Source organism: Pseudomonas alliivorans, from assembly GCF_017826695.1.
GTDB classification, from domain to species: domain Bacteria; phylum Pseudomonadota; class Gammaproteobacteria; order Pseudomonadales; family Pseudomonadaceae; genus Aquipseudomonas; species Aquipseudomonas alliivorans.
Genome location: NZ_JAFFZW010000002.1, coordinates 689,576 through 711,877, shown reverse-complemented (window position 1 = coordinate 711,877; position 22,302 = coordinate 689,576). Strand labels below are relative to the sequence as shown.

General features: G+C 60.2%; 21 protein-coding genes. 8 read left to right on the top strand and 13 right to left on the bottom strand.

Annotated elements, in window-relative coordinates:
• The first annotated feature begins 6 nt into the window (after positions 1–6).
• Positions 7–597 carry a vWA domain-containing protein gene (locus JTJ32_RS07755; RefSeq protein WP_210041660.1) on the top strand — a complete coding sequence of 197 codons (591 nt, stop codon included), beginning with the start codon at positions 7–9 and terminating at the stop codon, positions 595–597.
• A gap of 163 nt (positions 598–760) precedes the next feature.
• Here JTJ32_RS07755 and JTJ32_RS07750 read toward each other — a convergent pair whose 3' ends face one another.
• Positions 761–1,027, bottom strand: coding sequence for a hypothetical protein (locus tag JTJ32_RS07750; RefSeq protein WP_004879734.1), 267 nt, complete (start codon positions 1,025–1,027; stop codon positions 761–763).
• 308 nt (positions 1,028–1,335) lie between these two features.
• Here JTJ32_RS07750 and JTJ32_RS07745 point away from each other — a divergent pair, with 308 nt between their 5' ends.
• Complete coding sequence (locus JTJ32_RS07745; protein ID WP_099227807.1) at positions 1,336–2,661, top strand: sigma-54 dependent transcriptional regulator; 1,326 nt, start codon at positions 1,336–1,338, stop codon at positions 2,659–2,661.
• On the opposite strand, the gene JTJ32_RS07740 is transcribed toward JTJ32_RS07745, so the two are convergent.
• On the bottom strand, positions 2,605–3,183 hold the full coding sequence (locus tag JTJ32_RS07740; protein WP_210041659.1) for an AAA family ATPase: 579 nt from the start codon (positions 3,181–3,183) through the stop codon (positions 2,605–2,607). The genes JTJ32_RS07745 and JTJ32_RS07740 overlap by 57 nt on opposite strands.
• A complete protein-coding gene (gene pnuC, locus JTJ32_RS07735; protein WP_210041657.1) occupies positions 3,180–3,743 on the bottom strand; it encodes a nicotinamide riboside transporter PnuC in 564 nt (187 codons plus the stop codon). The genes JTJ32_RS07740 and pnuC overlap by 4 nt, the downstream gene beginning before the upstream one ends.
• A gap of 240 nt (positions 3,744–3,983) precedes the next feature.
• On the opposite strand from pnuC, the gene JTJ32_RS07730 reads away from it, so the two are divergent.
• Both JTJ32_RS07730 and JTJ32_RS07725 read left to right on the top strand, forming a co-directional pair.
• Positions 3,984–4,814 (top strand): undecaprenyl-diphosphate phosphatase, encoded by an 831-nt coding sequence (locus JTJ32_RS07730; protein ID WP_099227804.1) that lies wholly within the window; start codon positions 3,984–3,986, stop codon positions 4,812–4,814.
• Positions 4,811–5,251 (top strand): DUF1294 domain-containing protein, encoded by a 441-nt coding sequence (locus tag JTJ32_RS07725; RefSeq protein ID WP_184322555.1) that lies wholly within the window; start codon positions 4,811–4,813, stop codon positions 5,249–5,251. The genes JTJ32_RS07730 and JTJ32_RS07725 overlap by 4 nt, the downstream gene beginning before the upstream one ends.
• Here JTJ32_RS07725 and JTJ32_RS07720 read toward each other — a convergent pair.
• Positions 5,246–5,590: an MmcQ/YjbR family DNA-binding protein gene (locus JTJ32_RS07720; protein ID WP_099227802.1), complete on the bottom strand. Its 345-nt coding sequence runs from the start codon at positions 5,588–5,590 to the stop codon at positions 5,246–5,248. The two genes, JTJ32_RS07725 and JTJ32_RS07720, sit on opposite strands and share 6 nt — an antisense overlap.
• Positions 5,591–5,716: 126 nt before the next feature.
• Between JTJ32_RS07720 and pcaD the strand changes: the two genes are divergently transcribed.
• From pcaD to JTJ32_RS07700, 4 genes are all read left to right on the top strand, one after another.
• Entirely contained in the window at positions 5,717–6,511 is a 795-nt protein-coding gene (gene pcaD, locus JTJ32_RS07715; RefSeq protein WP_210041655.1) for a 3-oxoadipate enol-lactonase, read from the top strand.
• A gap of 238 nt (positions 6,512–6,749) precedes the next feature.
• Positions 6,750–7,709: a LysR substrate-binding domain-containing protein gene (locus tag JTJ32_RS07710; RefSeq protein WP_099227800.1), complete on the top strand. Its 960-nt coding sequence runs from the start codon at positions 6,750–6,752 to the stop codon at positions 7,707–7,709.
• A gap of 72 nt (positions 7,710–7,781) precedes the next feature.
• On the top strand, positions 7,782–8,387 hold the full coding sequence (locus tag JTJ32_RS07705) for an FMN-dependent NADH-azoreductase (protein WP_210041653.1): 606 nt from the start codon (positions 7,782–7,784) through the stop codon (positions 8,385–8,387).
• Between the two features lie 339 nt (positions 8,388–8,726).
• Positions 8,727–9,797, top strand: a complete 1,071-nt coding sequence (locus JTJ32_RS07700) for an alpha/beta hydrolase family protein (RefSeq protein ID WP_184322559.1) — start codon at positions 8,727–8,729, stop codon at positions 9,795–9,797.
• A gap of 41 nt (positions 9,798–9,838) precedes the next feature.
• On the opposite strand, the gene JTJ32_RS07695 is transcribed toward JTJ32_RS07700, so the two are convergent.
• The 9 genes from JTJ32_RS07695 to treZ form a co-directional block, all read right to left on the bottom strand.
• Positions 9,839–10,492, bottom strand: a complete 654-nt coding sequence (locus JTJ32_RS07695) for a glycosyltransferase family 2 protein (RefSeq protein ID WP_210041651.1) — start codon at positions 10,490–10,492, stop codon at positions 9,839–9,841.
• Positions 10,464–11,087 (bottom strand): SAM-dependent methyltransferase, encoded by a 624-nt coding sequence (locus JTJ32_RS07690; protein WP_210041649.1) that lies wholly within the window; start codon positions 11,085–11,087, stop codon positions 10,464–10,466. Before JTJ32_RS07690 ends, JTJ32_RS07695 begins: the two co-directional genes overlap by 29 nt.
• Positions 11,084–11,857: a PIG-L deacetylase family protein gene (locus tag JTJ32_RS07685; protein WP_210041648.1), complete on the bottom strand. Its 774-nt coding sequence runs from the start codon at positions 11,855–11,857 to the stop codon at positions 11,084–11,086. Before JTJ32_RS07685 ends, JTJ32_RS07690 begins: the two co-directional genes overlap by 4 nt.
• Positions 11,850–12,884, bottom strand: coding sequence for an acyl-CoA dehydrogenase family protein (locus JTJ32_RS07680; protein WP_210041647.1), 1,035 nt, complete (start codon positions 12,882–12,884; stop codon positions 11,850–11,852). Before JTJ32_RS07680 ends, JTJ32_RS07685 begins: the two co-directional genes overlap by 8 nt.
• A complete protein-coding gene (glgX, locus tag JTJ32_RS07675) occupies positions 12,881–15,064 on the bottom strand; it encodes a glycogen debranching protein GlgX (RefSeq protein ID WP_099227794.1) in 2,184 nt (727 codons plus the stop codon). The genes JTJ32_RS07680 and glgX overlap by 4 nt, the downstream gene beginning before the upstream one ends.
• A gap of 157 nt (positions 15,065–15,221) precedes the next feature.
• Positions 15,222–15,614 (bottom strand): DUF2934 domain-containing protein, encoded by a 393-nt coding sequence (locus tag JTJ32_RS07670; protein ID WP_210041646.1) that lies wholly within the window; start codon positions 15,612–15,614, stop codon positions 15,222–15,224.
• Between the two features lie 17 nt (positions 15,615–15,631).
• Entirely contained in the window at positions 15,632–18,415 is a 2,784-nt protein-coding gene (locus tag JTJ32_RS07665) for a malto-oligosyltrehalose synthase (protein ID WP_210041645.1), read from the bottom strand.
• Positions 18,412–20,490: a 4-alpha-glucanotransferase gene (gene malQ / locus JTJ32_RS07660; RefSeq protein ID WP_210041644.1), complete on the bottom strand. Its 2,079-nt coding sequence runs from the start codon at positions 20,488–20,490 to the stop codon at positions 18,412–18,414. The genes JTJ32_RS07665 and malQ overlap by 4 nt, the downstream gene beginning before the upstream one ends.
• Positions 20,480–22,297 (bottom strand): malto-oligosyltrehalose trehalohydrolase, encoded by a 1,818-nt coding sequence (gene treZ, locus JTJ32_RS07655; RefSeq protein ID WP_184322564.1) that lies wholly within the window; start codon positions 22,295–22,297, stop codon positions 20,480–20,482. Before treZ ends, malQ begins: the two co-directional genes overlap by 11 nt.
• Positions 22,298–22,302: the final 5 nt, after the last annotated feature.

Sequence of the window (22,302 nt, the reverse complement as noted above, 5' to 3'; positions counted from 1 at the left end):
GGCGCATTGCGAGCAGGCCTGGATGGCCCTGTCCAATGGCTGCCGACCTTGATGAGAGGTCGTCCGAAAAAGGCTGGCGATCTGGTTCGCCAGCCGCGCAGCAGCCGCCCCAGCGAGCTCTTGCTGGTGATTGTCGATGCGTCTGCGTCAACGAAACGCCATCAGGCACTCAGCCAGGCAAAGGGCGTACTGTCCCAGGTATTTGACGACGCCTATCGCAGCCGCACCCGACTGGCCTTGCTCACCGCCAGTGGCAATACGCCAAGCTGGCAGTATCAGGGCTTGAAAGCATCGTCGGCGCTGACTCCGTGGCTGGATGCGCTGGGGGCCGGAGGCGGAACGCCGCTGCCGCAAGCGTTGGAAGAGGCCCGTCTGTGGCTGGCGAAACGCAGCAAGCGTTATCCGTGCGAACAACAGCGTGTTCTGGTGCTGACCGACGGCAGGCTCAAGCAACTGCCGGCACTGTTGGCCTTTGAGTGCGCAAGTCTGTTGATCGATATGGAAAAAGGCCCGATTCGGCTGGGAAGAGCGCGAGAGCTGGCGCGCGGCCTGGGGGCGGATTATCGGCATATTGATGAGCTTGGCCCGGCTGACTGAAGCTCAGCGGTGACTCAGGTGACGCGTTCTGCTCACTGAGTCCGAATCTGTGCCCGGAGCCTCAAGGGATGCGTGCCCACGCGCAGCGATGGGCACGATCAGTATCGAGGCAGAGTCGCGTGTAACGGACTGCGCACTTCGATAGGCACGCTCAAACAGGAACTCAGGCTGGCATGGTCCAAGGCTTGAGGTCATACCCTTCGTTACTGATTTCAGCACGGGCCTGCTCCAGAGCGCTGGCCAGCTGCTGTTTGTCCGAGTAGGTGCTGCTCGGAATCTGCTTGCGGCCAATGCGGGTGCTGGTGCGGTCAATTACGGTCAGGCTCAGTTCGCCGTTCCCGTCCTGTGGTGCCCAGGCAACACACTGGAAGGGTTCAAAAGCGTGTCCAGCGATCAGAAGTGCATCGTTGAAGCGCAGTGGGGCGTTCATGGTCAATTCCTCAAAGTGCCCATATCAATTCAGTCACGTCGGCGGGCTTACCGTCCGGCTGGTTACTTGTGTTGATGAACGGGAGGGGCGCATGAGTCACACACATTTCTGAAATTTTTTTTATTCCGTTACGTGCGCGGCCGTAAAAGTAGCGTTACATCACTAATGACGTTTGGTTATTGCCATTAGATGCAAACGGTACAAGGCGGTGTCAAATATTTGCTAATGTAAGGATCGGGCTCGCCAACATACTGTTTATACAGCGTTTTTCATAACCTTAATTCGACGCCGGGCGCCAAGGAACCTCTATGCATGAATCGGCCCCAACGCGACGTCTGTTAATTGTTGACCCCTGTGATGATTGTCATCAATTGATCCCTGTTCTGCATGCCGCCGGATGGGCGGTGGACAGCAGTACGCTCGAGTCGGCGCTCACTCTCAGCTGTGATGTCGGTTTGATTCGCCTGATGCCTGACCATTTCGAGCATCCCGAGATGGTCAAGGAGCTCATTACTCGCACCAATACTCAATGGATCGCAGTGCTGGCGCCGGATGACCTGCGCCGGGAAAAGATCGGGGATTTCGTCTGCGAGTGGTTTTTCGATTTCCATACCCTGCCGTTCGATGTCGCCCGTATGCAGGTCACGCTGGGCCGTGCCTATGGCATGGCTCGACTGCGGGCTCAGGGGGCGGCGCAGACGTCCAGCAGCGAACACGAGATGCTCGGCGAGAGCAGGCCGATTCGCGAGCTGCGTCGATTGCTCGGGAAGCTGGCACCGACGGAGTCGCCGGTCATGATTCGCGGCGAACGCGGTACGGGTAAAGAGCTGGTCGCGCGCACCCTGCACGCCCAGTCTCAACGGCGTAACAAACCGTTCGTGGCCGTGAATTGCGGTGCCATTGCCGAACACCTGATTCACGCCGAGCTGTTCGGTTATGAGAAGGGCGCCTTCAACGGCGCACAGGAGCGCAGGATAGGGCGTATTGAAGCGGCAGACGGTGGCACGCTGTTTCTGGATGAAATCGGCGATCTGCCCCTCGAAGTCCAGGCGCATCTGCTGCGCTTCATACAGGATCGACAGATCGAACGCATCGGCAGCAGTGAGCCGATTCCTGTGGATGTCCGGGTGCTGGCCGCCACCCATGTGGACCTCGAGGCGGCCATTCGCAAGAAGCGTTTTCGTGAGGACCTGTATTACCGGCTCAATGTCCTGCAGGTCGGCACGGCTCCGCTGCGTGAGCGACATGGCGATCTGGCAATGCTGGCCAATCATTTTGCGCATTTCTACAGCCATGAAACCGGCAGGCGCGCCCGGAACTTCAGTCAGGATGCGCTGATTGCCATGGGCAAGCATGACTGGCCGGGCAACGTGCGCGAACTGGCCAACCGGGTGCGACGTGGTCTGGTACTGGCCGAAGGTCGGCAGATCGAAGCCGCGGATCTGGGGCTTCTGGGCGAGGAAGACATTGTCAGTAGCATGGGAACGCTGGATGACTACAAGTCCCGGGCTGAGCGGCAGGCTCTGTGTGATGTGCTGACCCGCCACAGCGACAACCTCAGTGTAGCGGCCAAGGTGTTAGGGATTTCGCGTCCGACCTTCTACCGATTGCTGCACAAGCATCAGATCCGGTGAGGTCGCGAGCAACCGGCTGACGGCCGCCATGGCCTGGTCATGGCGTTGCTGCCAGTCGCCTTCTATCACTTGAAAGCGTTGCGCATGCTGATCGAGCCATTGCCGGCTGGCGCTGAAAAACGCCTGACGTTCTGTCAGTTCCGGCTGGCAGCGTTGTCCGTCGCCGATCCACTCGACGCCCTCGGGGGACAGCAGCAGGTGCAGGTCATAGTGCCTTTTGAGCAACTGCTGTTCGATCCACTGCGGACAATCTGCGAACAGGGTGCGGCTCCAGAGCATGTTGCTCAGCAAATGCGTGTCGAGAATCAACAGCGCAGGCCTTGTCGCGCGAGCGGCGTCTTCCCGGTCGAGCTGACCCTGAGCGATGGCATCAATATCGTCATAGACCGTGTCGCGACCCTGCTCGTCGATGAAGTGACGCACGTATTCATCGACCAGAACACCGCCAAAGCGCTCGCGTATCGCCGCGCAGAGCCAACTCTTGCCGCTGGACTCCGGGCCGGTCAGCACCAGAACCTTCATCGGGCCAGCGCCAGGTCGTTGCGCCACTCGCGCCAGCCCTGAACGGCCAGCAGCGTGAACAGTCCGTAGAGCGCTGCAGTCAGGTACAGATCCTTGTAGATGAACAGACCGACGAAAATGACGTCCAGCACGATCCACAGTGGCCAGCACTGCACGCGCTTTTGTGCCATCCAGACCTGCGCCACCAGGCTGAAACCGGTAAGCGCCGCGTCCAGCCAGGGTTGCGCGGCATCAGTGAAGTGAGCCATGCCGGCCCCCAGCGCCAGACTGATGACGACGCCAATGGCCAAGCCGATTGCAACCGAACCGCCGCGCAGCACCGATACCGCACGCACCGGCAGACCGCTGCCGTGGCGGGTCCATTGCAGCCAGCCGTAGACCTGCAATCCGGCGTAGATCGCCTGCAACAGCATGTCCGAATAGAGTTTTATGTCGTAGAAAATCCAGATGTAGATCACCACCATGACCAGGCCGATCGGCCAGCACCACGGGTTTTGCTTGACCGTCAGCCAGACCGCGATCACGCCGATGGCGGCAGCAAAAAGTTCAAGCCCGGACATGGCGGCTCCTTGGTAGCGGGTAGGAAGGGCCGGCGATTGTAAGCGGTTCCAGGCGCACCGTGCAGGTTCTGATGGCAAGCTCATGCTGCCAGCAGGCTTTACGCTGAAAGGTCTGCTAGCATTCTGCGTTTTTGCGGCGCTTCTTCAAGCTTCATTCAGCTTTGCAGCGGCATAGTGGCAGGCTTTTTTCATAAGACAATACAAATCAGCGAGCCTCGGGTATCGCTGTATGGGGGAATGATGGATCTTTGGACCGCTGCGCAGGCGTTGATATTGGGTGTTGTAGAGGGACTGACGGAGTTTTTGCCGATCTCGAGCACGGGCCACCAGATCATTGTCGCGGACTTGATCGACTTCGGCGGTGACCGTGCGGCGGCGTTCAATATCATCATTCAGTTGGGCGCCATTCTGGCGGTGGTCTGGGAGTTCCGGCGCAAGATTCTGGATGTGGTCGTCGGCTTGCCCAAAGAGCAGCAGGCGCAACGTTTCACGATCAACCTGCTCATCGCGTTCATGCCAGCGGTGATTCTGGGCGTGATCTTTGCCGACCTGATTCACCACTATCTGTTCAACCCTGTCACCGTGGCGACTGCGCTGGTCATTGGTGGCGTAATCATGTTGTGGGCCGAACGCCGCGAGCATGTGGTCCACGCCGAGACCGTCGACGACATGAAATGGACCGACGCGCTGAAAGTCGGTCTGGTGCAGTGCCTGGCGATGATCCCCGGCACGTCGCGCTCCGGCTCGACCATCATCGGCGGCCTGCTGTTCGGTCTGTCGCGCAAGGCAGCCACCGAGTTTTCGTTCTTTCTGGCCATGCCGACCATGGTGGGCGCTGCGGTTTACTCGGGCTATAAGTACCGTGACATGTTTCGTCCAGACGACGTTGCGGTCTTCGCCATCGGCTTCATTACTTCGTTCATTTTCGCCATGATCGCGGTGCGCGGTCTGCTCAGGTTCATCGCCACCCACAGCTATGCCGTGTTTGCCTGGTATCGCATTGCGTTCGGTCTGTTGATTCTGGCGACCTGGCAGTTCGGCTGGATCGACTGGGCGGCCGCCAAGGCATGACGTCGGCTCGTGAGGCCAGGCCGCCTGCCCGGCAGCGCAAGGCGCCGGTTCAGGCATTGCGCCTCAAACTGATGGTCCTGGCGCTGCTATGTGCGTTGCCGGTCTATGGATCGGCAATGCTGTGGATCAGGCAAGGTCTGCTGATTCCGGTGCTCATGATCACAGTAATGAGCCTGCTGGCGTTCGTGCTGTATCGGCATGACAAGTTACAGGCCGGCAAAGGCGGGCAGCGCACGCCTGAAAACGTGCTGCATGCCACCGAACTGCTGGGAGGGTGGCCGGGCGCGCTGCTGGCGCAGCAGGTCTTTCGGCACAAGACCCGCAAGGTGTCCTTTCAGGTTGTGTTCTGGTTGATCGTGCTGGTTCATCAGGCCTTGTGGATCGACTGGCTGTTTCTGGGCCGTCGGCTCTGGCACTGGGTGCCGCTGCCCTTATAGTTTCAGCGCAATCTGCTGCCGCTTGGGCAGCTTGCCGACCACCAGTTGATGCGAACGTGTCAGCAGATCTCGAATCTCATCGTCGCTCAGGGCGTGGGGTTCTGGAATGCTGATCCAGTGCGCTCGGGCCAGGTACGGGGCAGGGCGGATGCCTGGACGATCCACATAGCCGAGAAACAGGTCAGGATGAACCTTGAACGACAAGCCCTGGCCGACGAGGTCCATGACCGCGAACATCTTGTTGCCCGCAATGGAAAACACCCGTATCCCGCCCCATTTGTAGTCTTCGCGGGCACCGGGCAGGTTCAGGCAGAAAGTGGCGATGTCTTCGGTTCGCATGGTGCGCTCCTTGCCAGATGTGGCGACCGGTAAGGTGTTCGATAGTCGCACGGATATTCGATCAGCGGATTGTATGACGTCCCGACACTCATTAGTGTTCAGCTTTTGCTTTCTCTGGAGCTTCGAATGTCTGCCGTACAACTCGCCGATGGCCCGTTGAATTATCTGCTTGAAGGCCCGCAGGATGCGCCCGTGCTGGTGCTGTCCAACTCGCTGGGCACCGACCTGCACATGTGGGACAACCAGATTTCGGCACTGACCGAACACTTTCGTGTGCTGCGTTACGACACGCGCGGCCATGGGCAGTCGCTGGTCAGCGAGGGTCCTTACAGCATCGAACTCAATGGCCGGGACGTGCTGGCGTTGCTGGACGCGCTGAATCTGGACAAGGTGTTCTTCTGTGGCCTGTCCATGGGGGGGCTGATCGGCCAGTGGCTGGCAATCCATGCCCCTGAGCGCCTGCAACGCGTTGTGCTGTGCAACACCGCGGCAAAGATCGGAAAACCGGATGTCTGGAACCCGCGCATCGAAACGGTGCTGCGTGACGGTCAGTCGGCCATGATTGCGTTGCGTGACGCTTCGATTGCCCGCTGGTTCACGCCGTCCTTTGCGAAAGCCGAGCCAGCGACGGTCGAGACGATCGTCGGCATGCTGGCGCAGACCTCACCTCAGGGTTACGCGGCCAACTGCGCTGCGGTGCGTGATGCGGATTATCGCGAGCAGATCGCCTTGATCAAGCTGCCGGTGCTGGTGGTCTGCGGTACAGAAGACGCCGTGACCACGCCAGCAGACGGGCATTTCATGCTTGAACGTATCGCGGGTGCGCAGATGATCGAGCTTGCGGCCGCTCACCTGTCGAGTGTCGAGGCGGGTGACGCGTTTATCCGGCCCGTACTGGCGTTTTTGACGGCTGATCGGTAAGTACTGCGCCGCACATATAGCTCTGATTGAGTGGCAGGCCTCAGCGCGTCTTTGACACGGTGCTTGCTCGCAGCAAACACCTGACTGTGTGAGGCGGCTTGCCGGGGATGCAGTGGTAGTTTGTGGGTCGCGTGGTAACCGCGAGTCAATTCGCGAAGGGGCAGCGAAAGCCACGCAAATTTGAGGTGCCGGCTCACCCGCTGCCATACTCGCGCCCTCTGAGCGCGCGAGGTGTCCGTTGTTCGATCTCAATGATCTGTTTTATTTCGTCCAGGTGGTCGAGTGCCGGGGATTTGCGCCTGCCGGGCGCAAGCTGGGTATTCCCAAGTCCAAGCTCAGCCGCCGTATTGCGGGTCTTGAAGAGCGGCTCGGCGTCAGGCTGATCCAGCGCTCCACGCGCAAGTTCGCCGTGACCGAAAGCGGGCGGGATTACTACGGGCATTGCGTTGCGATGCTGGTCGAGGCCGAGGCGGCGGAAGAGGCCATTCAGCGTTCCAGATCCGAACCCCAAGGGCGCATTTCCCTCAGCTGTCCGCCTGCCATGGGCGCGATGGGTATCAACGAGACCGTGGCCCGTTTCATGGCCGCGCACCCCAAGGTGCAGGTGTTTATCGAGAGCACCAATCGCCGGGTCGATCCACTGTCCGAGAACATCGACATTGCACTGCGAGTGCGATTTCCGCCTCTGGAAGATGAAGGGCTGGTGGTCAAGACGCTCGGCTACAGCGCCCAGCGGCTGGTGGCTCATCCTGATCTGGCAGCGCAGATTGGCACCGATGCCTCGTTCGAAGATCTGGCAAATCTGCCCACTCTGGACCTGATCTCGGCGACCTCGAACCACCGCTGGCTACTGGAAAACGGGGCGGGGCAATATGTGGAAGTGCGTCACGCGCCACGGCTGGTCTGCTCGGACCTGGATGCCATTCTGCAAGGCGCGCTGCAGGGTGTGGGCGTGGCGCAACTGCCCGAGATACTGGTTCGAAATGCTCTTCAGCAGGGGCGCCTCGTTGAGCTGTTCAATGCCCATCGCCCCAAATGCGGCGTGATTCATGCCGCGTTTGCGTCCCGGCGCGGGCTGCTCCCCGCCATCAGGGCGATGCTGGATGCGTTCGAAACCTCATTCAAGGAGCTGACGCATAACCCTGAGTCCATTTATAGTTCTATCAGTAGAACGAACAATCACATTCAGGGCGACTAATCACGCATTAGGAACAGCGATAGGATGCTCCCCACTTGATCGCCCAATGACGATATGACTCGGGAAGCCCTTATGAACATTCTGCACATCGATTCCAGCATTCTTGGTGACCACTCCGCTTCGCGTCAGCTCAGCCGTAGCGTTGTGGAAGCTTACAAAGCCGCACACGCTGACAGCGCTGTGACCTATCGCGACCTGGCCAGCGAAGCGCTGGGCCACTTCTCGCCAGCGACCCTCGCCGCCGCAGGCACGCCGGTCGAAGGCCGCGACGCTGCCCAGCAGCAGGAAGTCGCGACCAACGAAGCCACCTTGCAGCAGTTTCTGGATTCGGATGTAGTTGTCATCGGTGCACCGATGTACAACTTCACCATTCCTACGCAGTTGAAAGCCTGGATCGACCGCATCGCAGTCGCGGGCAGAACCTTCCGTTACACCGAAGCCGGCCCTGAAGGCCTGTGCGGCGACAAGAAGGTCATCATTGTTTCCACGGCTGGCGGCATGCACTCCGGGCAGCCGAGCAGCGTGGGTCATGAGGATTACCTCAAGCTGATGTTCGCGTTCATCGGCGTGACCGATCTTCAGTTCGTCCGCGCCGAAGGCCTCGCTTACGGTGAAGAGCCTCGTGCCAACGCGCTGACCGCTGCGCAGCAGCACATCGAGCAAACGCTGTTCGCCTGACAGCGCCCTGTTTCGATCAAACTCCACCGCCCGCGCGTTGCGCAGGGCTGTGGAGTTTTTTAATGCCTGCAGTTCAGTGAAGAATTGACAGCTTCCTTACAGGTAGCCAGGCGCTGGCGGCAGTACACTGCACGCCTGAGCGCTGCTTCGAGCCGATTTTTTGTGCAGTGGTTGGCAGTTGAAAAAAACAGCGAAGATAGATGGCCCGGCTTATGCACTATTTCTGCAAGAAGCACTCTCATTTGCTGTGAGAGCGGGGCGCTGGAGCATGAAGCTCGACACAAGCGCATGAATGGACTGTCCGGCACATGCCGGGACTTACAAAGGTTGGGCCTTGCCATGGTACGTCTTTGTGCAGTGATGCTGGTTTGTCTGCTCGATAGCCTGATTTCGGTGCATGTTCAGGCCGACGATTTCGTCACGGATAACGTGCTGCCGGACAGCGAATGGAGTGCCGGCTATCACGAGCTGAGTTTTATCGATCCGCTGGATTCCCAGCCGATGCAGGCCATCGCCTTTTATCCCTCCACTGATCCCGAGCAGGTCAGCAACGTGCAGGGCTATCGGGTCGAAGCTGGTGAGGACGCAGCCATCGCGCTGGGACGTTTTCCGTTGCTGATGCTGTCTCACGGCAACACCGGCACGCCACTCGCGCTGCACGATCTGGCGACTTCGCTGGCCCGTCGGGGCTTCGTCGTGGTGGCGGTCGTCCATCCTGGCGACAACTATCGCGATCACAGCCGCCTTGGCAGTTTGAGCAATCTTTACGGCAGACCCCTGCAGATTTCAGAAGCCATCAGCGCCGCGCTGACGGACCCCATGCTTGCGCCTTACCTCAGCGCGCGTCAGGTGGGTGTGATCGGCTATTCGGCTGGCGGTGAGACCGCACTCATCCTGGCAGGCGCACAACCTGACCTGAAGCGCCTGCAGCAGTACTGCGTCGAGCGACCTTCCGACCGCGACGCCTGCAAGACTCAGGGCCAGTTGGTGGCAGACCGTGAAGACCTGCACCCACAGGCTGATCAACGGGTCGGCGCGTTGATGTTGATGGCGCCGCTCAGCCTGATGTTCGGCAGGCAGACGCTGGGTGATGTCCATGTACCGGTGCTGATGTATGCGGGCGCTGATGATCAACTGCTGGCGCTGGACAAGAACGCTGAAGCGCTGGCGCGCAAGTTGCCCCAGGCGCCGGACTACAAATTGCTGGCCGGGGCAGGGCACTTCATATTCATGGCACCCTGCAGCGATGAGCAGCGCGCCAGCATGCCCATGGTGTGCAACGATCGCGAAGGCGTTGACCGGGCCGACATCCATCGTACGCTGAGTGCGGAAGCGGTCAGGTTCTTCACCAGCACGCTGGGCGCGTCCGGTTCCGACAACTCCGGGATGCAGACGGCGAATCATCAATAACCTGCATGGTGGATGCTGCAAGACACACGACGTGTCAGCCGTCAGGGATTCAATGACCGCAAGTAATCCCCGAATCCGCCCCGGGCCTTTGAGTCCAGCCGGGTGCTGGTGGTGACCCGCGGGCGACAGCTCCAGGCTATGCGTGCACCGCAGAGTTCCAGCTGACGAACCAGATGCACGTCTTCATGGCACGCCAGTGCGGGGAATCCGCCGGCACGCAGGTAGGCCATCGAACTCACACCCAGGTTGGCACCGTGGATATGACGATGCCCGTCACGATGCTGATAGAGCGCGTTGTAGGTCGTCTGTGCAGCGACGGAAACACCCTTATCCCAGGCACCCGGTGTCACCGTGCCACATACCGCGTCGGCATCCAGCGCCAGCTGTTCGGCGAGCCAGTCGCTGGCCACGCTGCTGTCTCCGTCGGTACAGGCCAGCCAGCGGGCACCTCTGTCCAGCAGAAAGGCGGCGCCCTGCGCACGAGCCTGGCCTACGTTGCGCGCTTGAATGTCCAGTGTCATGACGCCATAGAGCCGTGCGATCTCAGCCGAGTGATCAGTGCAACTGTCGAGTACCACCAGAACTTCGACCTGTTCACCATTCAGGTCTGGATGCGCTGCGGCCATCAGGACAGTTTCCAGGCACTGATCCAGCAACCGCTCTTCGTTATGTACCGGAATCAGAACGCCGATCATCCCAGAACTCCTTTTCAGCCACAGAGGTTCCATCACGTCCCCAGAGGTCCAACAGGAAGTCCTGTTCGTGATGAGTGAAAAGCCGGTGCATCGAGAGCCGCTCGTTCAGCACGTCATGGACACGCTGTGCACTCAACGGACAATCGTCTATGTGAGGTCGCCAGTGGCAGGCGAGAATCTGACCGTCCGGCGTAAGCGCTTCCAGCGCGCAGTCGATCCAGCGGTACAGATCATTGAGGTCCAGGTAGTACCCCAGTTCGCTGAGCACAATCAGATCGAACTGGCCTTGCGGCCATTGTTGCGGCAGACGTGCCTGCATCACGCGAACATGGGGGAAATCAGTCAGTCGCTCGCGCGCCAGCTCGACAGCGCGTTGCGATGTGTCGCAACACAAAAGGGCATCGCAGCGTGTGGCCAGCTCGGCACTGAGCTCGCCGTTGGCGCACCCGGGCTCAAAAATAGCCGCATAGTGTTCCCTGGGCAGTGCAGCCAGGCACAGCGCCCGCTTGCGTCGTTCGTACCAGCGCTGCTTGAACGCCCACGGGTCGCTGTCGTTACGGAAAAGCTCGTCGAAATAGCTGTCAGCCACGCTCATGTGAAAACCACTTCAAAAGGCTGCAGCAAACGCTCCAACACACTGTTCGGCAATACGGGCGATAAACCGATGCCGGGATCGCCCTGTAACTGGCTGGCGAAGGCATGGGCAGCGTCCCGCTTGCGGGCGCTGGTTTGCGGGTCCAGCAACACCTTGCGCGCTCTCTCCCACGGCAGACGCTCGTCTTCGGGGTCAGCCCAATGCCAGGCCCAGATCGGGACTTCATGAAGCTGCGCGCCAGTTGCCCTGCAGGCACGGCCTGCGGCCCGGCCGACGGCCTCATGGTCCCCGTGGCCGTCTTCCGACCAGGTCGCGAACACTACATCAGTGGGGGACAGATGCTGTTCGAGGAACGCGACCAGACGGTCTTCGTCGCTGGCGACATCGCCATCCCGAAAGCCGCCCCGAATCCATTCCAGACTGTCCAGAGGAATCTCCAGTCGCTTGAGCGCCTCGGCACTTTCCTGGGGCCGGATCGCGCTCAGCCGCTGCACAGGCCATAACGGCGAGCCCGGATGGCTGGCAGTGCCGTCAGTCACCGATATCAGCATCAGCGAGCGCTCCAATTGCGCCAATTGCCGCATCAGGCCGCCGCAGCCCAGTATTTCATCGTCAGGGTGGGGGGCGATGATGACCGCCCGACAGTTGGGCGGCACCAGCAGGTCAGCAGTGATTGCCGCCAGCGCACCCAGTTTCTTCGAGGCGTTCCAGGCTTCCAGCGGCGTGCCGCGACCGGACTCGTCCTCGCTGACCGTAAATCCTTCACTCATGAGCACGAGCCTCGGTGACCAGCGACCAGGTGTCGGTGGCTGGACGATGATTGCGTACCTGTTCGCCAAGTGCGGCGAGGTCCTGTTCGGCATGGCTCTGACGCAGGAAAACCGGCAGATCCGCACTCAAGCGGGCGAAGTGCGCATCTTTGCAATAAGGTCCGGCACCCAGCGCACGGCCTGTGTGCTGTATGACCTGCTCGGCGCACTCTTCGACCACTGCGCGACAGCGCCTGGCAAGCAGTTGAGCATCGGCAAGCGGCGCATGATCAATCTCGTCGGCTGCTGCCTGCAACACCCTGGACGCTCCATAAAGCGCTGTGTCCACAGCGCCCAGATGCGCCAGCGCATGGGGATCGTCACGCTTGCCGGATTGAAACAGCCGTTGTGCAATCGATCGAGAGGCGCCATACCAGCAGGCCGCGATACCGATGCCGCCTTGCCAGAATCCTGCTCTGTTCAGGTAATCGCCGGGAGAGCCGACGAGGTGCCCGAAGGCCTGCTCGAACAGTACGTCGACACTGCCCGTCGCGCCCATGCCAACGGCACGCCAGCCATCGGTGCCGATCTTCACACCCGGCTGATCCAGTGGCACGGCGACCAGTTGCTGGCGCTGCTGCTCGTCCCATACGGTGACGAGTGCATGGCTGAGTACAGCAGCACCCGAGCACCATGCCTTGCGTCCATCGAGTCTCAGCGAATCGCCTGCACCGCTGAGAAGTACCCGGGCCTGAGGCGGCTCGGCCGCCCACATTCCCCAGGTACTGAATTGTTCGGGGGGCGGGGCACCCAGCTCCGCCATGATCGCCATGGCGTCGGTGTGCCCCTCATACAGCTTGCACAACCCCAGATCATGGCCTGCGACGCAGGCCAGCGCCTGCCAGCGCTCAAGCGTCTGACCGCTGGCAGGCAGGGGGATCCAGTCCAGCCCTTCGTTGACCATTGCCTGCAAGCACTCGCCCAGCGCACGCGTATCGGCATAGCCGTGCCTGCGCCAGTCGAGAAACTCACTCAAGGCCTGGGTCATTGCTGATCTTCACGCTTGAGTTCGAACAGCAGCAATGAACGAGGAGTGACGGTGTATTCCGTACCGAAACTGAATTGCTCCTTGCTGCGTGCATCGTCCTGATTGGTGTCGATCAGGCAGGTGTAGTGCGTGCCTTCCGGTACTTCCGGCAGCGTGAAGTTGACACCGTCATGGTGTGCGTTGACCACCAGCAACAGCGTGGCATCAGCGCCCGGACGACGAATACCGGTTTCCTGCGCGCGGCCATCCATCAACATGCCCAGGCAACGGCCATTACTGTCGTGCCATTGATCGACGGTCATCTCGTTGCCGTCCGGCGAGAGCCAGGTCACGTCCTTGACGCCGATTTCCTCGTTGTAATCGCCCACCAGGAAGCGGCTGCGACGCAGGATCGGGTAGCTCTGACGCAGCTTGATCACGCGGGTGACAAACTTGAGCAGCGCTTCGCCATCGCCGTCCAGATCCCAGTTCACCCAGCCAATTTCGCTGTCCTGGCAATAGGCGTTGTTGTTGCCGTGCTGGGTACGGGCGAACTCGTCACCGGCGACAATCATCGGCGTACCCTGAGCGAGCAGCAGGGTGGCGAAGAAGTTACGCATCTGACGCAGGCGCAGCGCGTTGATTTCCGGGTCTTCGGTCGGACCCTCGACGCCGTGGTTCCAGGACAGGTTGTTGTTGCTGCCATCCTGATTGTTTTCGTCGTTGGCTTCGTTGTGCTTGTCGTTGTACGACACCAGGTCGTGCAAGGTGAAACCGTCATGCGCGGTGATGAAGTTCACCGACGCCTGAGGACGACGACCGCGCTGATTGAACATGTTGCCGGAGGCCGTCATGCGTGCAGCGAAGTCAGCCAGCTGACCTTCATCGCCTTTCCAGAAGGCACGTACGGTGTCGCGGAACTTGTCGTTCCATTCCATCCAGCCCGGCGGGAAGCCGCCGACCTGATAGCCGCCCGGGCCACAGTCCCACGGCTCGGCAATGAGCTTGACCTGACGCAGCACCGGATCCTGACGGCAGGCGACCAGGAAGCTGTGACGCTCGTCGAAGCCATCATGGTAACGGCCCAGAATGGTTGCCAAGTCGAAGCGGAAACCGTCGACATGCATTTCCGAAGCCCAGTAGCGCAGGGAGTCGGTGACCATCTGAAGGACGCACGGGTGGCTCAGGTCCAGCGTGTTGCCGGTGCCCGAATCATTGATGTAATAACGCTTGTCGTCCGGCATCAGACGATAGTACGAGGCGTTGTCGATACCGCGCATGGACAGGGTAGGGCCCAGCTCGTTGCCTTCGGCGGTGTGGTTGTAGACCACATCCAGAATCACTTCGAGCCCGGCATGGTGCATGTGCGCAACCATTTCCTTGAACTCGGCAATCTTGCCGTGTGCCAGATAGCGCGGATCAGGGGCGAAGAACGCGATGCTGTTGTAGCCCCAATAGTTGGTCATGCCCTTTTGCAGCAAGTGCTGGTCATTGACGAACGCATGAATCGGCAACAGCTCGACAGAGGTCACGCCCAGCTTGCGGATGTGATCGACGACGTCGGCTGATCCCAGACCTGCAAACGTACCGCGCAGCTCTTCCGGCACCGAAGGATGACGCATGGTGAAACCGCGCACGTGGGTCTCGTAGACAATGGTTTTGTCCCACGGGATGCCGACGCGCTGATCACGGCCCCAGGTGTACGCCGGGTCGATAACCTTGCTTTTCGGTACAAATGGCGCGCTGTCGCGCTCGTCGAAGCTCAGGTCGCCGTCGGGGTGGCCGATGGTGTAGCCGAACAGGGCTTCCGACCATTTCAACTCGCCTACCAATTGCTTGGCGTACGGGTCGATCAATAGCTTGTTGTGGTTGAAGCGATGGCCATTCTGCGGGTCATACGGTCCGTATACGCGGTAGCCGTAGATCAGGCCCGGATGAGCATCCGGCAGGTAGCCGTGGTAAATCTCGTCGGTGTATTCCGGGAGCTCGATGCGTTCCAGTTCCACTTCGCCCGAGGCGTCGAACAGGCACAGCTCAACCTTGGTGGCATTGGCCGAGAAGATCGCGAAGTTGACGCCCAGGCCATCCCAACTGGCACCCAGTGGGAAGGGAAGTCCTTCACGGATACGTGACGGGTTACTGGCAGGGTTTTCTGGTGTGGCCGAACTTTCATCTGCCGCTGTGGTGGACTTCGTATTCATGGTGCCTTCCTGACGTCGAATGATTTTCTAAGCGGCCGAAACCGTTATCGAAGCCGAGCGGGCTTCAACACTGAAGTTAAAGTTTGGGGTTACCGCAGGTCTCAAGGAGAACTCAATGAGACCTGCGACAATGGACTTGCGAGAAGACAGAAGAGTTTCAAGTATTCGATGGCTTGCGCGGTTTCTTCGGTGCAGGCTTGGCTGGCACATCGCCTGGAGCGGCCGCAGGTGCCGGTTTTGGCTTGGCCGCAGCTTTTGGCTTGGGCGCCGCTGCCGGCTTGGACGCTGCCGGTTTGGCAGCAGGCTTGGCGTCTGGCGCTGCCTTGGCTACCGGTTTGGCAGGGCCCTTGGCAGGGGCCTTGGCGCTGTCAACTTCCGGCAGCTTGGGCTTGCTGGATTTGCGCGCAGAGGTTTTGTCCGGAGCCAGAGCTTCGGCTTCCGCCAGCTTGCGCGCCATTTCCCAATGGCGTGCGTCGTGGCCGGAAGGCTTACCTTCGGACTCCCAGATCTGATAGGCAAATTCACGGATTCTTTTTTCGTCGGCACTCATCTCGACACTCCCAGGTATTACATAGTTTGAATAAGCAAATTGACGGAAAATTCTTCAAGCGCTGCGCTGAGCGGTATTTCCCCGTCACTCATCACGACGACGTCGGAAAAGAGGCCTTTCCACTTCTGATCTGAATCTGCAAACGGCACGGTAATACGTGTGTCACCCCAGTGAGCAGCATTAATGAATGGAGCCTGCGCAGTGCCCAATAGTTCACTGCATATGCGCGGCACCACCACGATTGCCCGCTCGTTCGCGCTGATCCGTGCGAACGCCAGTACCTTATCGGCATGAATGCCTTTCACTTCCAGCGGCTGATAATCGCCTTCACTGAACAGCGCCGGGTGCGTGGCACGCACGTTGAGCGCCGCTGCAATCAGTGCCTGTTTGATCCGGCCGTCATGCCAGTGAGTCAACAGCTCGGGTGCACTGACATTCTCCGTCAGAGCCTGTTGCCGAGCAGCGTAGTCCACTGGCCTGCGGTTATCCGGGTCGACCAGACTGAAATCCCAGAACTCTGTGCCCTGATACAGATCGGGCACACCGGGCACCGTCAAGCGTAGCAAGGTTTGCGCCAGACTATTGAGCGCGCCTGCGGTGGCGATGCGATTGGCGGTGGCGCTCAATGACTGGCGCAGCGCGAGCGCTTCGGGGGCCAGCAGCACACGTTGCAGAAATTCTCGGCATGCCGTCTCGTAAGGCTGGTTCGGCGCACTCCAACTGCTTTGCAATTTGGCTTCGCGCAGGGCTTTTTCCTGCCATTGCACCATGCGCTTTGCATAGGCTTCGTGGGCGTGTTCGCCTTCCAGATCCAAAGGCCAGCTTCCCAGCAACGCCTGGTAGAGCATCAGCTCATCACCTGCGCTGATCACAGGCTCTTCACCTTTGAGCGGCACCGCCAGCTGGCGCCAGCGCTCTACCTGCTCCGCATACCAGTCAGCACACTCACTGAGTACCGCCAGGCGTGTGCGGGTGTCTTCGCCGCGCTTGTGATCGTGCGTAGCGGTCGCCAGCAGATTGTCCGGGAACGTCTCGATGCGCTGGATGCAGGCCTGGTGGAAGTCTTCAATCGGCGCACTGAAATGTTGCGGATGGAAGCCCACATCGTTGCGCGACAACAGCACGGCCGAACGATAGAACGAGGTGTCTTCCACCGATTTAGCCGCAACAGGGGAGGTCAACTGCTGGAAGCGCACGCACGCATTCTTGTACAGCTTTCGCAAGTGGCCGCGTGGCAGTTTTCTCCATGACTCGCCGCCCAGCCAGCGCGCGAGGTAATCCAGCACCGGCCAGTCACCTTCGTTCAGCGTCGAGCGTGCACCTTCCATGGCCTGCTGGAAGAATCTTTCATCTTCTGTCGAACGCCCGCAGACGGTGATATAGGTGCGGTACACCGGGAAGTTTACGATCAAGGCCAGCAGCGCACGGCGAATCGCACCCAACGTCAGGTCACGGCTCATCAGGTCGCTGCGCGCCACCTGCAGCAGCGACTGCGCAACGTTTTCGAAATCGCCCGCCAGCGTGCCGTGCAGCACCAGGTCACGCGCCACCAGTACTTCCTCGTCGAAGTTGGCGGTGCGTTCACTCAGTCGGCTCCACAGCGCGCCCAACGGGGCTTCACCCTTGGGGTCGTGTTGCAACAGCGATACCTGGTTCATGAATTCGTAGCCGGTGGTGCCGTCCACGCTCCAGTCTTCGCGCAACGGTTCGTCAGGGCCGAGAATCTTTTCAACGAAAATCGGCAGATGATTCAATCTGGCTTCCGCCGGTCGCTGGCTCAACAGCCCCTGGACGCGACGATGCAACTTGCGTCCATAACCGCGCGGGTTGGCCAGGCCGTCGATGTGGTCGATGCGCAAGCCATCTATGAGGCCGTCAGCGATCAGCTGGAAGATCTTGCCGTGAGTGGCTTCGAACACGTTCGGACGCTCGACGCGCAGGCCGCCCAGTTCGTTGATGTCGAAGAAACGACGCCAGTTGATGTCGTCCCCGGCTGTACGCCAGCTCGCCAGGCGATAGTACTGACGCTCCAGCAACTGGTGAAGGTAGTCAAAACCCTCAGGCTGACTGGAGTCGAATCGGGTAATGACCTGTTCGATGGCCTTGAGTACTTGTGCGTCGTTCGCCAGTTCGGCAAGTTCAGCCTTGGCCTGACGCGCGCGCTCGTACGCTTGTGGATACTGGTTCAGCGCTGCGAAACGTTCACCCAGTTCCTTGAGTTTCGGGTGGTCGGCGTTCTGCAGCAGCGAGTCGTAGGTGGTCGGGCAGATCGGAAAGTGGTGCTGGTAATGCTCGATATGAAAGGCACCGCGCTGCGCGTCGAAGCGCAGCGGAATTTCGCCTGCCTGCAATACCGTGCCGTAGTCGCTGCTCAGGAAAGGCAGCAGCAATTGACCAGCCAGCAGCGGATCCGGCGAATTCCACTGGATGTCGAAGAAGTCGGCATATGGACTGCGACGTCCCCATTCAAGCAGATCGAGCCACCATGGATTATCTGCACCGCCCACTGCCATATGGTTGGAAACGATGTCCAGGATCATCCCCATGCCATGCTCACGCAGCTTCGCCACCAGACGGAGCAGGGCAGGCTCGCCACCCAGTTCCGGGTTGATGATGGTCGGATCCACCACGTCGTAACCGTGCATGGAACCTGCGCGTGCCTTCAGAATCGGCGAGGCATACAGGTGACTGATGCCCAGGCTGGCGAAGTACGGCACCAGTGGCACCGCATCATCCAGCGTGAAGTCTTTATGAAACTGCAGACGTTGTGTAGCTCTCAACGGTTGTAGAGGACGGTTCATTGGTCACGCTCCGCAGCTTGCAGCCGGGATTGGGACAGCAATTCCAGTCGTCGAGCAGCATCTTCATTATCAAGGAGTGAGGCTGCATCGCCGGGTAGACGTCTGCGCCAGTTAGGGTGGCTGTCGATGGTGCCGGGCAGGTTGGCCTGCTCCTGAACACCCAGTGCGTCTTCGACGGGCAGCAGCACCAGCGGCGCACGGGTGTGGCCCAGGTAGCGAATGCTGGCATCAATGATCTGTACCGGGTCGTCCGTGTTTTCATCGAAGCCGTCGTTGCTCTGGCTCAAGGCCCGACGCAACGCGTTGTATTCGCGGGCACGTTCTTCACGCCAGTGCTGCTCACTCTGTGCGTCCACATGGCCCAGTCGCGCATTCCATTCGATGTCCAGCTCGCTGAGCCAGCCGGCCAGCGTCGGCAGATCGTGGGTGCTGGTGGTTGCCAGCGCCTCATCGGACCAATCCAGAATCGGTTTGAAAGAACCGTTGTTCTGCTCGAACAGCAGCACGCGCATGCCCAGCATCTCGCGAGCGCTGAGTTTTTCACTGAGGCCTTCAGGCACCGTGCCAAGGTCTTCACCCAGCACGATGGCTTCATGACGCAGCGACTCCAGACTCAGCAGTCGCAGCATGTCGTCCAGCGGAAAGTTCAGGTAAGCGCCTTCGCTGGGCGGTGAGCCCAGCGGGATCACCCAGAGGCGTTGCAGGCCCATCACATGGTCAATGCGCAGACCGCCCGCATGGGCAAAATTGGCGCGCAGCATTTCGATGAAGGCGCGGAAACCATTGCGCTTCAGGCCGTCGGGAGAAAACGCGGAAATGCCCCAGCTCTGACCTGCGCGATTCAGGATGTCAGGTGGAGCACCAACGGTCAGGGCCGACAACAGTTCGTCCTGACGGCTCCATGCCTGGCTGCCGCCACCGTCGGCACCGACGGCCAGGTCGGCGATCAGACCGACACGCATGCCGCTGCTGCGTGCCGCGACCTGGGCGCGCTCGAGACCGCGAGCAATCAACCACTGGGTAAAGGCGTGAAAGCTGATCTGTGAGTCATGTTCAGCTGCGAATGCCGACACTGCCGGGTTGCGAGGATCTTTCAGCTCATCGGGCCACTCATGCCAGTTGTCGCTGATATTCATGCGTGGACATTCGGCGCGTAAAGCTTCGAACCGGCAGTGGTTTTCAAGTGCTTCGCCACCGCTGTGACGGAAACTGTTGAAATCCTCATACAGCGGATGCGAACCGGCGCTGAATGCGTTGTACAAGGCATGCAGAGCCTTCCACTTGGCGGCAGCGGCAGCGGGCCAGTCAATCAGCGGGACCGCCTCGAGGCGTTTCAGCTCATCGGCAACACCGGCATCTTCGATGGCTTGGCGCCACGCTCGTTCACCCAGAATGGCGCCGGGTGAGGCGTACAGGCTGTTGAGAAAGAGTCGGCTGGAAGGCGAGTAAGGACTGTAGCGATGCGGGTCGCTGGCGAACATGGCGTGAATCGGACTGATCGCCAGTGCGTCAGCACCACGCTCGCCGGCTGCGCGGACCAGCGATTCAAGTGCCTGCGTATCGCCAAAACCACCGTCGCCTTCGCGCCGCAGCCCGTAAAGCTGGACCGTCAGGCCCCATGCCCTTGGTTTGCGCGTTTCAGTGGCCATGGCCATGCTGAAGCAGGTTTTTGGGGCGACCGCGATGGTCAGGTGTTGCCCGGCAATATCCAGCTGCTGATACCCGGGCGGTGCGAGCGCAGGCAGCTCGGCATGGGCTGTCAGCCTGGCATCCAGTGACGAGCCGTCTTCCAGATGCAGCGTAAAAGGCGTCTCGGGCTTGAACCAGGCCGACAGATCCAGCTTGCAGTCCTGATCGACAGTCAACAGAGGCGGTGCGCCTGCATTCTCGCGGGCAGCCTGCAAGCGCTGCAGGCTGGCATCGATGGCCTCGCTGCCGTCGGCCGGGTAGCCCAGCGCCTCGAGAACCTTGCGCAAGACATCGTGGCTGACAGTCTGCGGACGAGCGTTGGCATCGACCCAGTGCACCGACAGGCCTGCTTCGGTGGCAAGCCTTTCCAATTGCTCATTGCTCATCCCGTTCCTCCAGAACATCACGGCCTGTCAGGCTGACAATTGCCGTGTATGGATTGAGGATGCCCTGGTGTGAAAGTTCGGACGATTTTGGCAAGGTGGAGAAAATCACCCTCGCACCTTCCTGTTGCGAAGCAGTGACAGCGTGCTCGCTCAGGTTCAGGTCAATGCGCAGCACGCTGCCGTCGCCCATGCGCCAGCGCGCACTGACGGCACTATCCCCCAGAATGTCGGTGCCCAGTGCCTGAGCGCCGGGCAGGCGCGGGATGATTTCCTGCTTACGCAGCACCAGCAATTGCTTATAAAGCTCTAGCCAGTTGCGATGATCCAGCCCTGCATCCGTTTCCAGATTCAGTGCTGCGAAAGCCGGGCGGGAAGCTTCGAAGGTCTTCGGATCATTAGGGTCGGGAATGTGCTCGCGACGTTCTGGATCGGCGAACGCGGCAAAATCGGCGAATTCGTTGCGTCGACCCTCGCGTACAAGATCAGCCAATTCGCCATGGTGGCTGGTAAAGAACAGGAACGGGTCGCTGGCTGCCCATTCATCGCCCATGAACATCAATGGAATCATCGGCGAAAGCAGCAGCAGGGCGGTGGCCGCCTTGAGTGCCGGTGCAGGGCAGAGCTGCGGCAGGCGTTCGCCGAGTGCACGGTTGCCGATCTGGTCATGGTTCTGCAGAAACAGAACGAAAGCGCTGGGCGGCAGATGACCGCTGGGCTCACCGCGAGTGTGGCCGTGCCGGGTCTGTTCGCCCTGGTACACGAAGCCTTCGCTCAACAGACGCGCCAGCTTCTGTGTCGGCTCCTGCGCGAAGTCCGAATAATAGGCGTCGGTTTCACCGGTCAACAGTACATGCAGCGTGTTATGCCCATCGTCATCCCACTGGGCGTCAAAACCTTTGTCGGCGAGCAGGCTGGCCTGGTTGAATTCGTTCTCCAGATTCAGCCACACGTGTCGACCTGGTTCGATCTGTTCACGCACCCGCCCGGCGAATTCCGGCAGAAACGTTTCGTCACGGATTGCGTGGACAGCGTCCATGCGCAGGCCGTCAAAACGGTATTCGAGCAGCCACATCAGCGCGTTGTTGACGAAGTAATCGCGTACTTGCGGGCGCCGGAAGTCGATGGCGTCGCCCCATGGTGTGTGCAGGTCGCTGCGGAAAAACTCCTTGGCGTAACTGCCCAGATAGTTGCCGTCCGGGCCAAAGTGGTTGTAAACGACGTCCAGAATGACCGCCAGCCCGTATCCATGCGCGGTGTCGATCAGGTGCTTGAGCTGCTCGGGCGTTCCATAGGAGGACTGCGGTGCATAAGGCAGTACCCCGTCGTAACCCCAGTTGCGATCGCCTGGGAATTGCGCGAGAGGCATCAGTTCGATGGCGGTGACGCCAAGGTCGGCCAGATGCTGCAGATGCTTTTCTACACCTGCATAACCTCCCATGGCGCCCACGTGCAGCTCATAAATGACGGCCTCATGCCAAGGGCGGCCCTTCCAGTCGGTGTTTTTCCACTGATAGGCAAGCGGGTCGACCACGACACTGTGTGAGTGAACATCGTCGGCCTGGGCACGGGAAGCGGGGTCAGGGACCTTGAGCTCCCCGTTGATATTGAACTGGTACCGGGTGCCCGCTTTGCAGCGGGCCTCCAGCACGAACCAGCCTTCAGGCTGAGGGAGCATGGCCAGTGATTGACCATCCTCCAGTTCAAGGGTGACGTTGTCGGCATCCGGTGCCCAGAGGGCAAACCGGGTGAGTTCGGGGTTTACCAAAACGGCGCCGTGGCGCCAGCTGTTTTCTGTGCGCAGAGGCATCCATT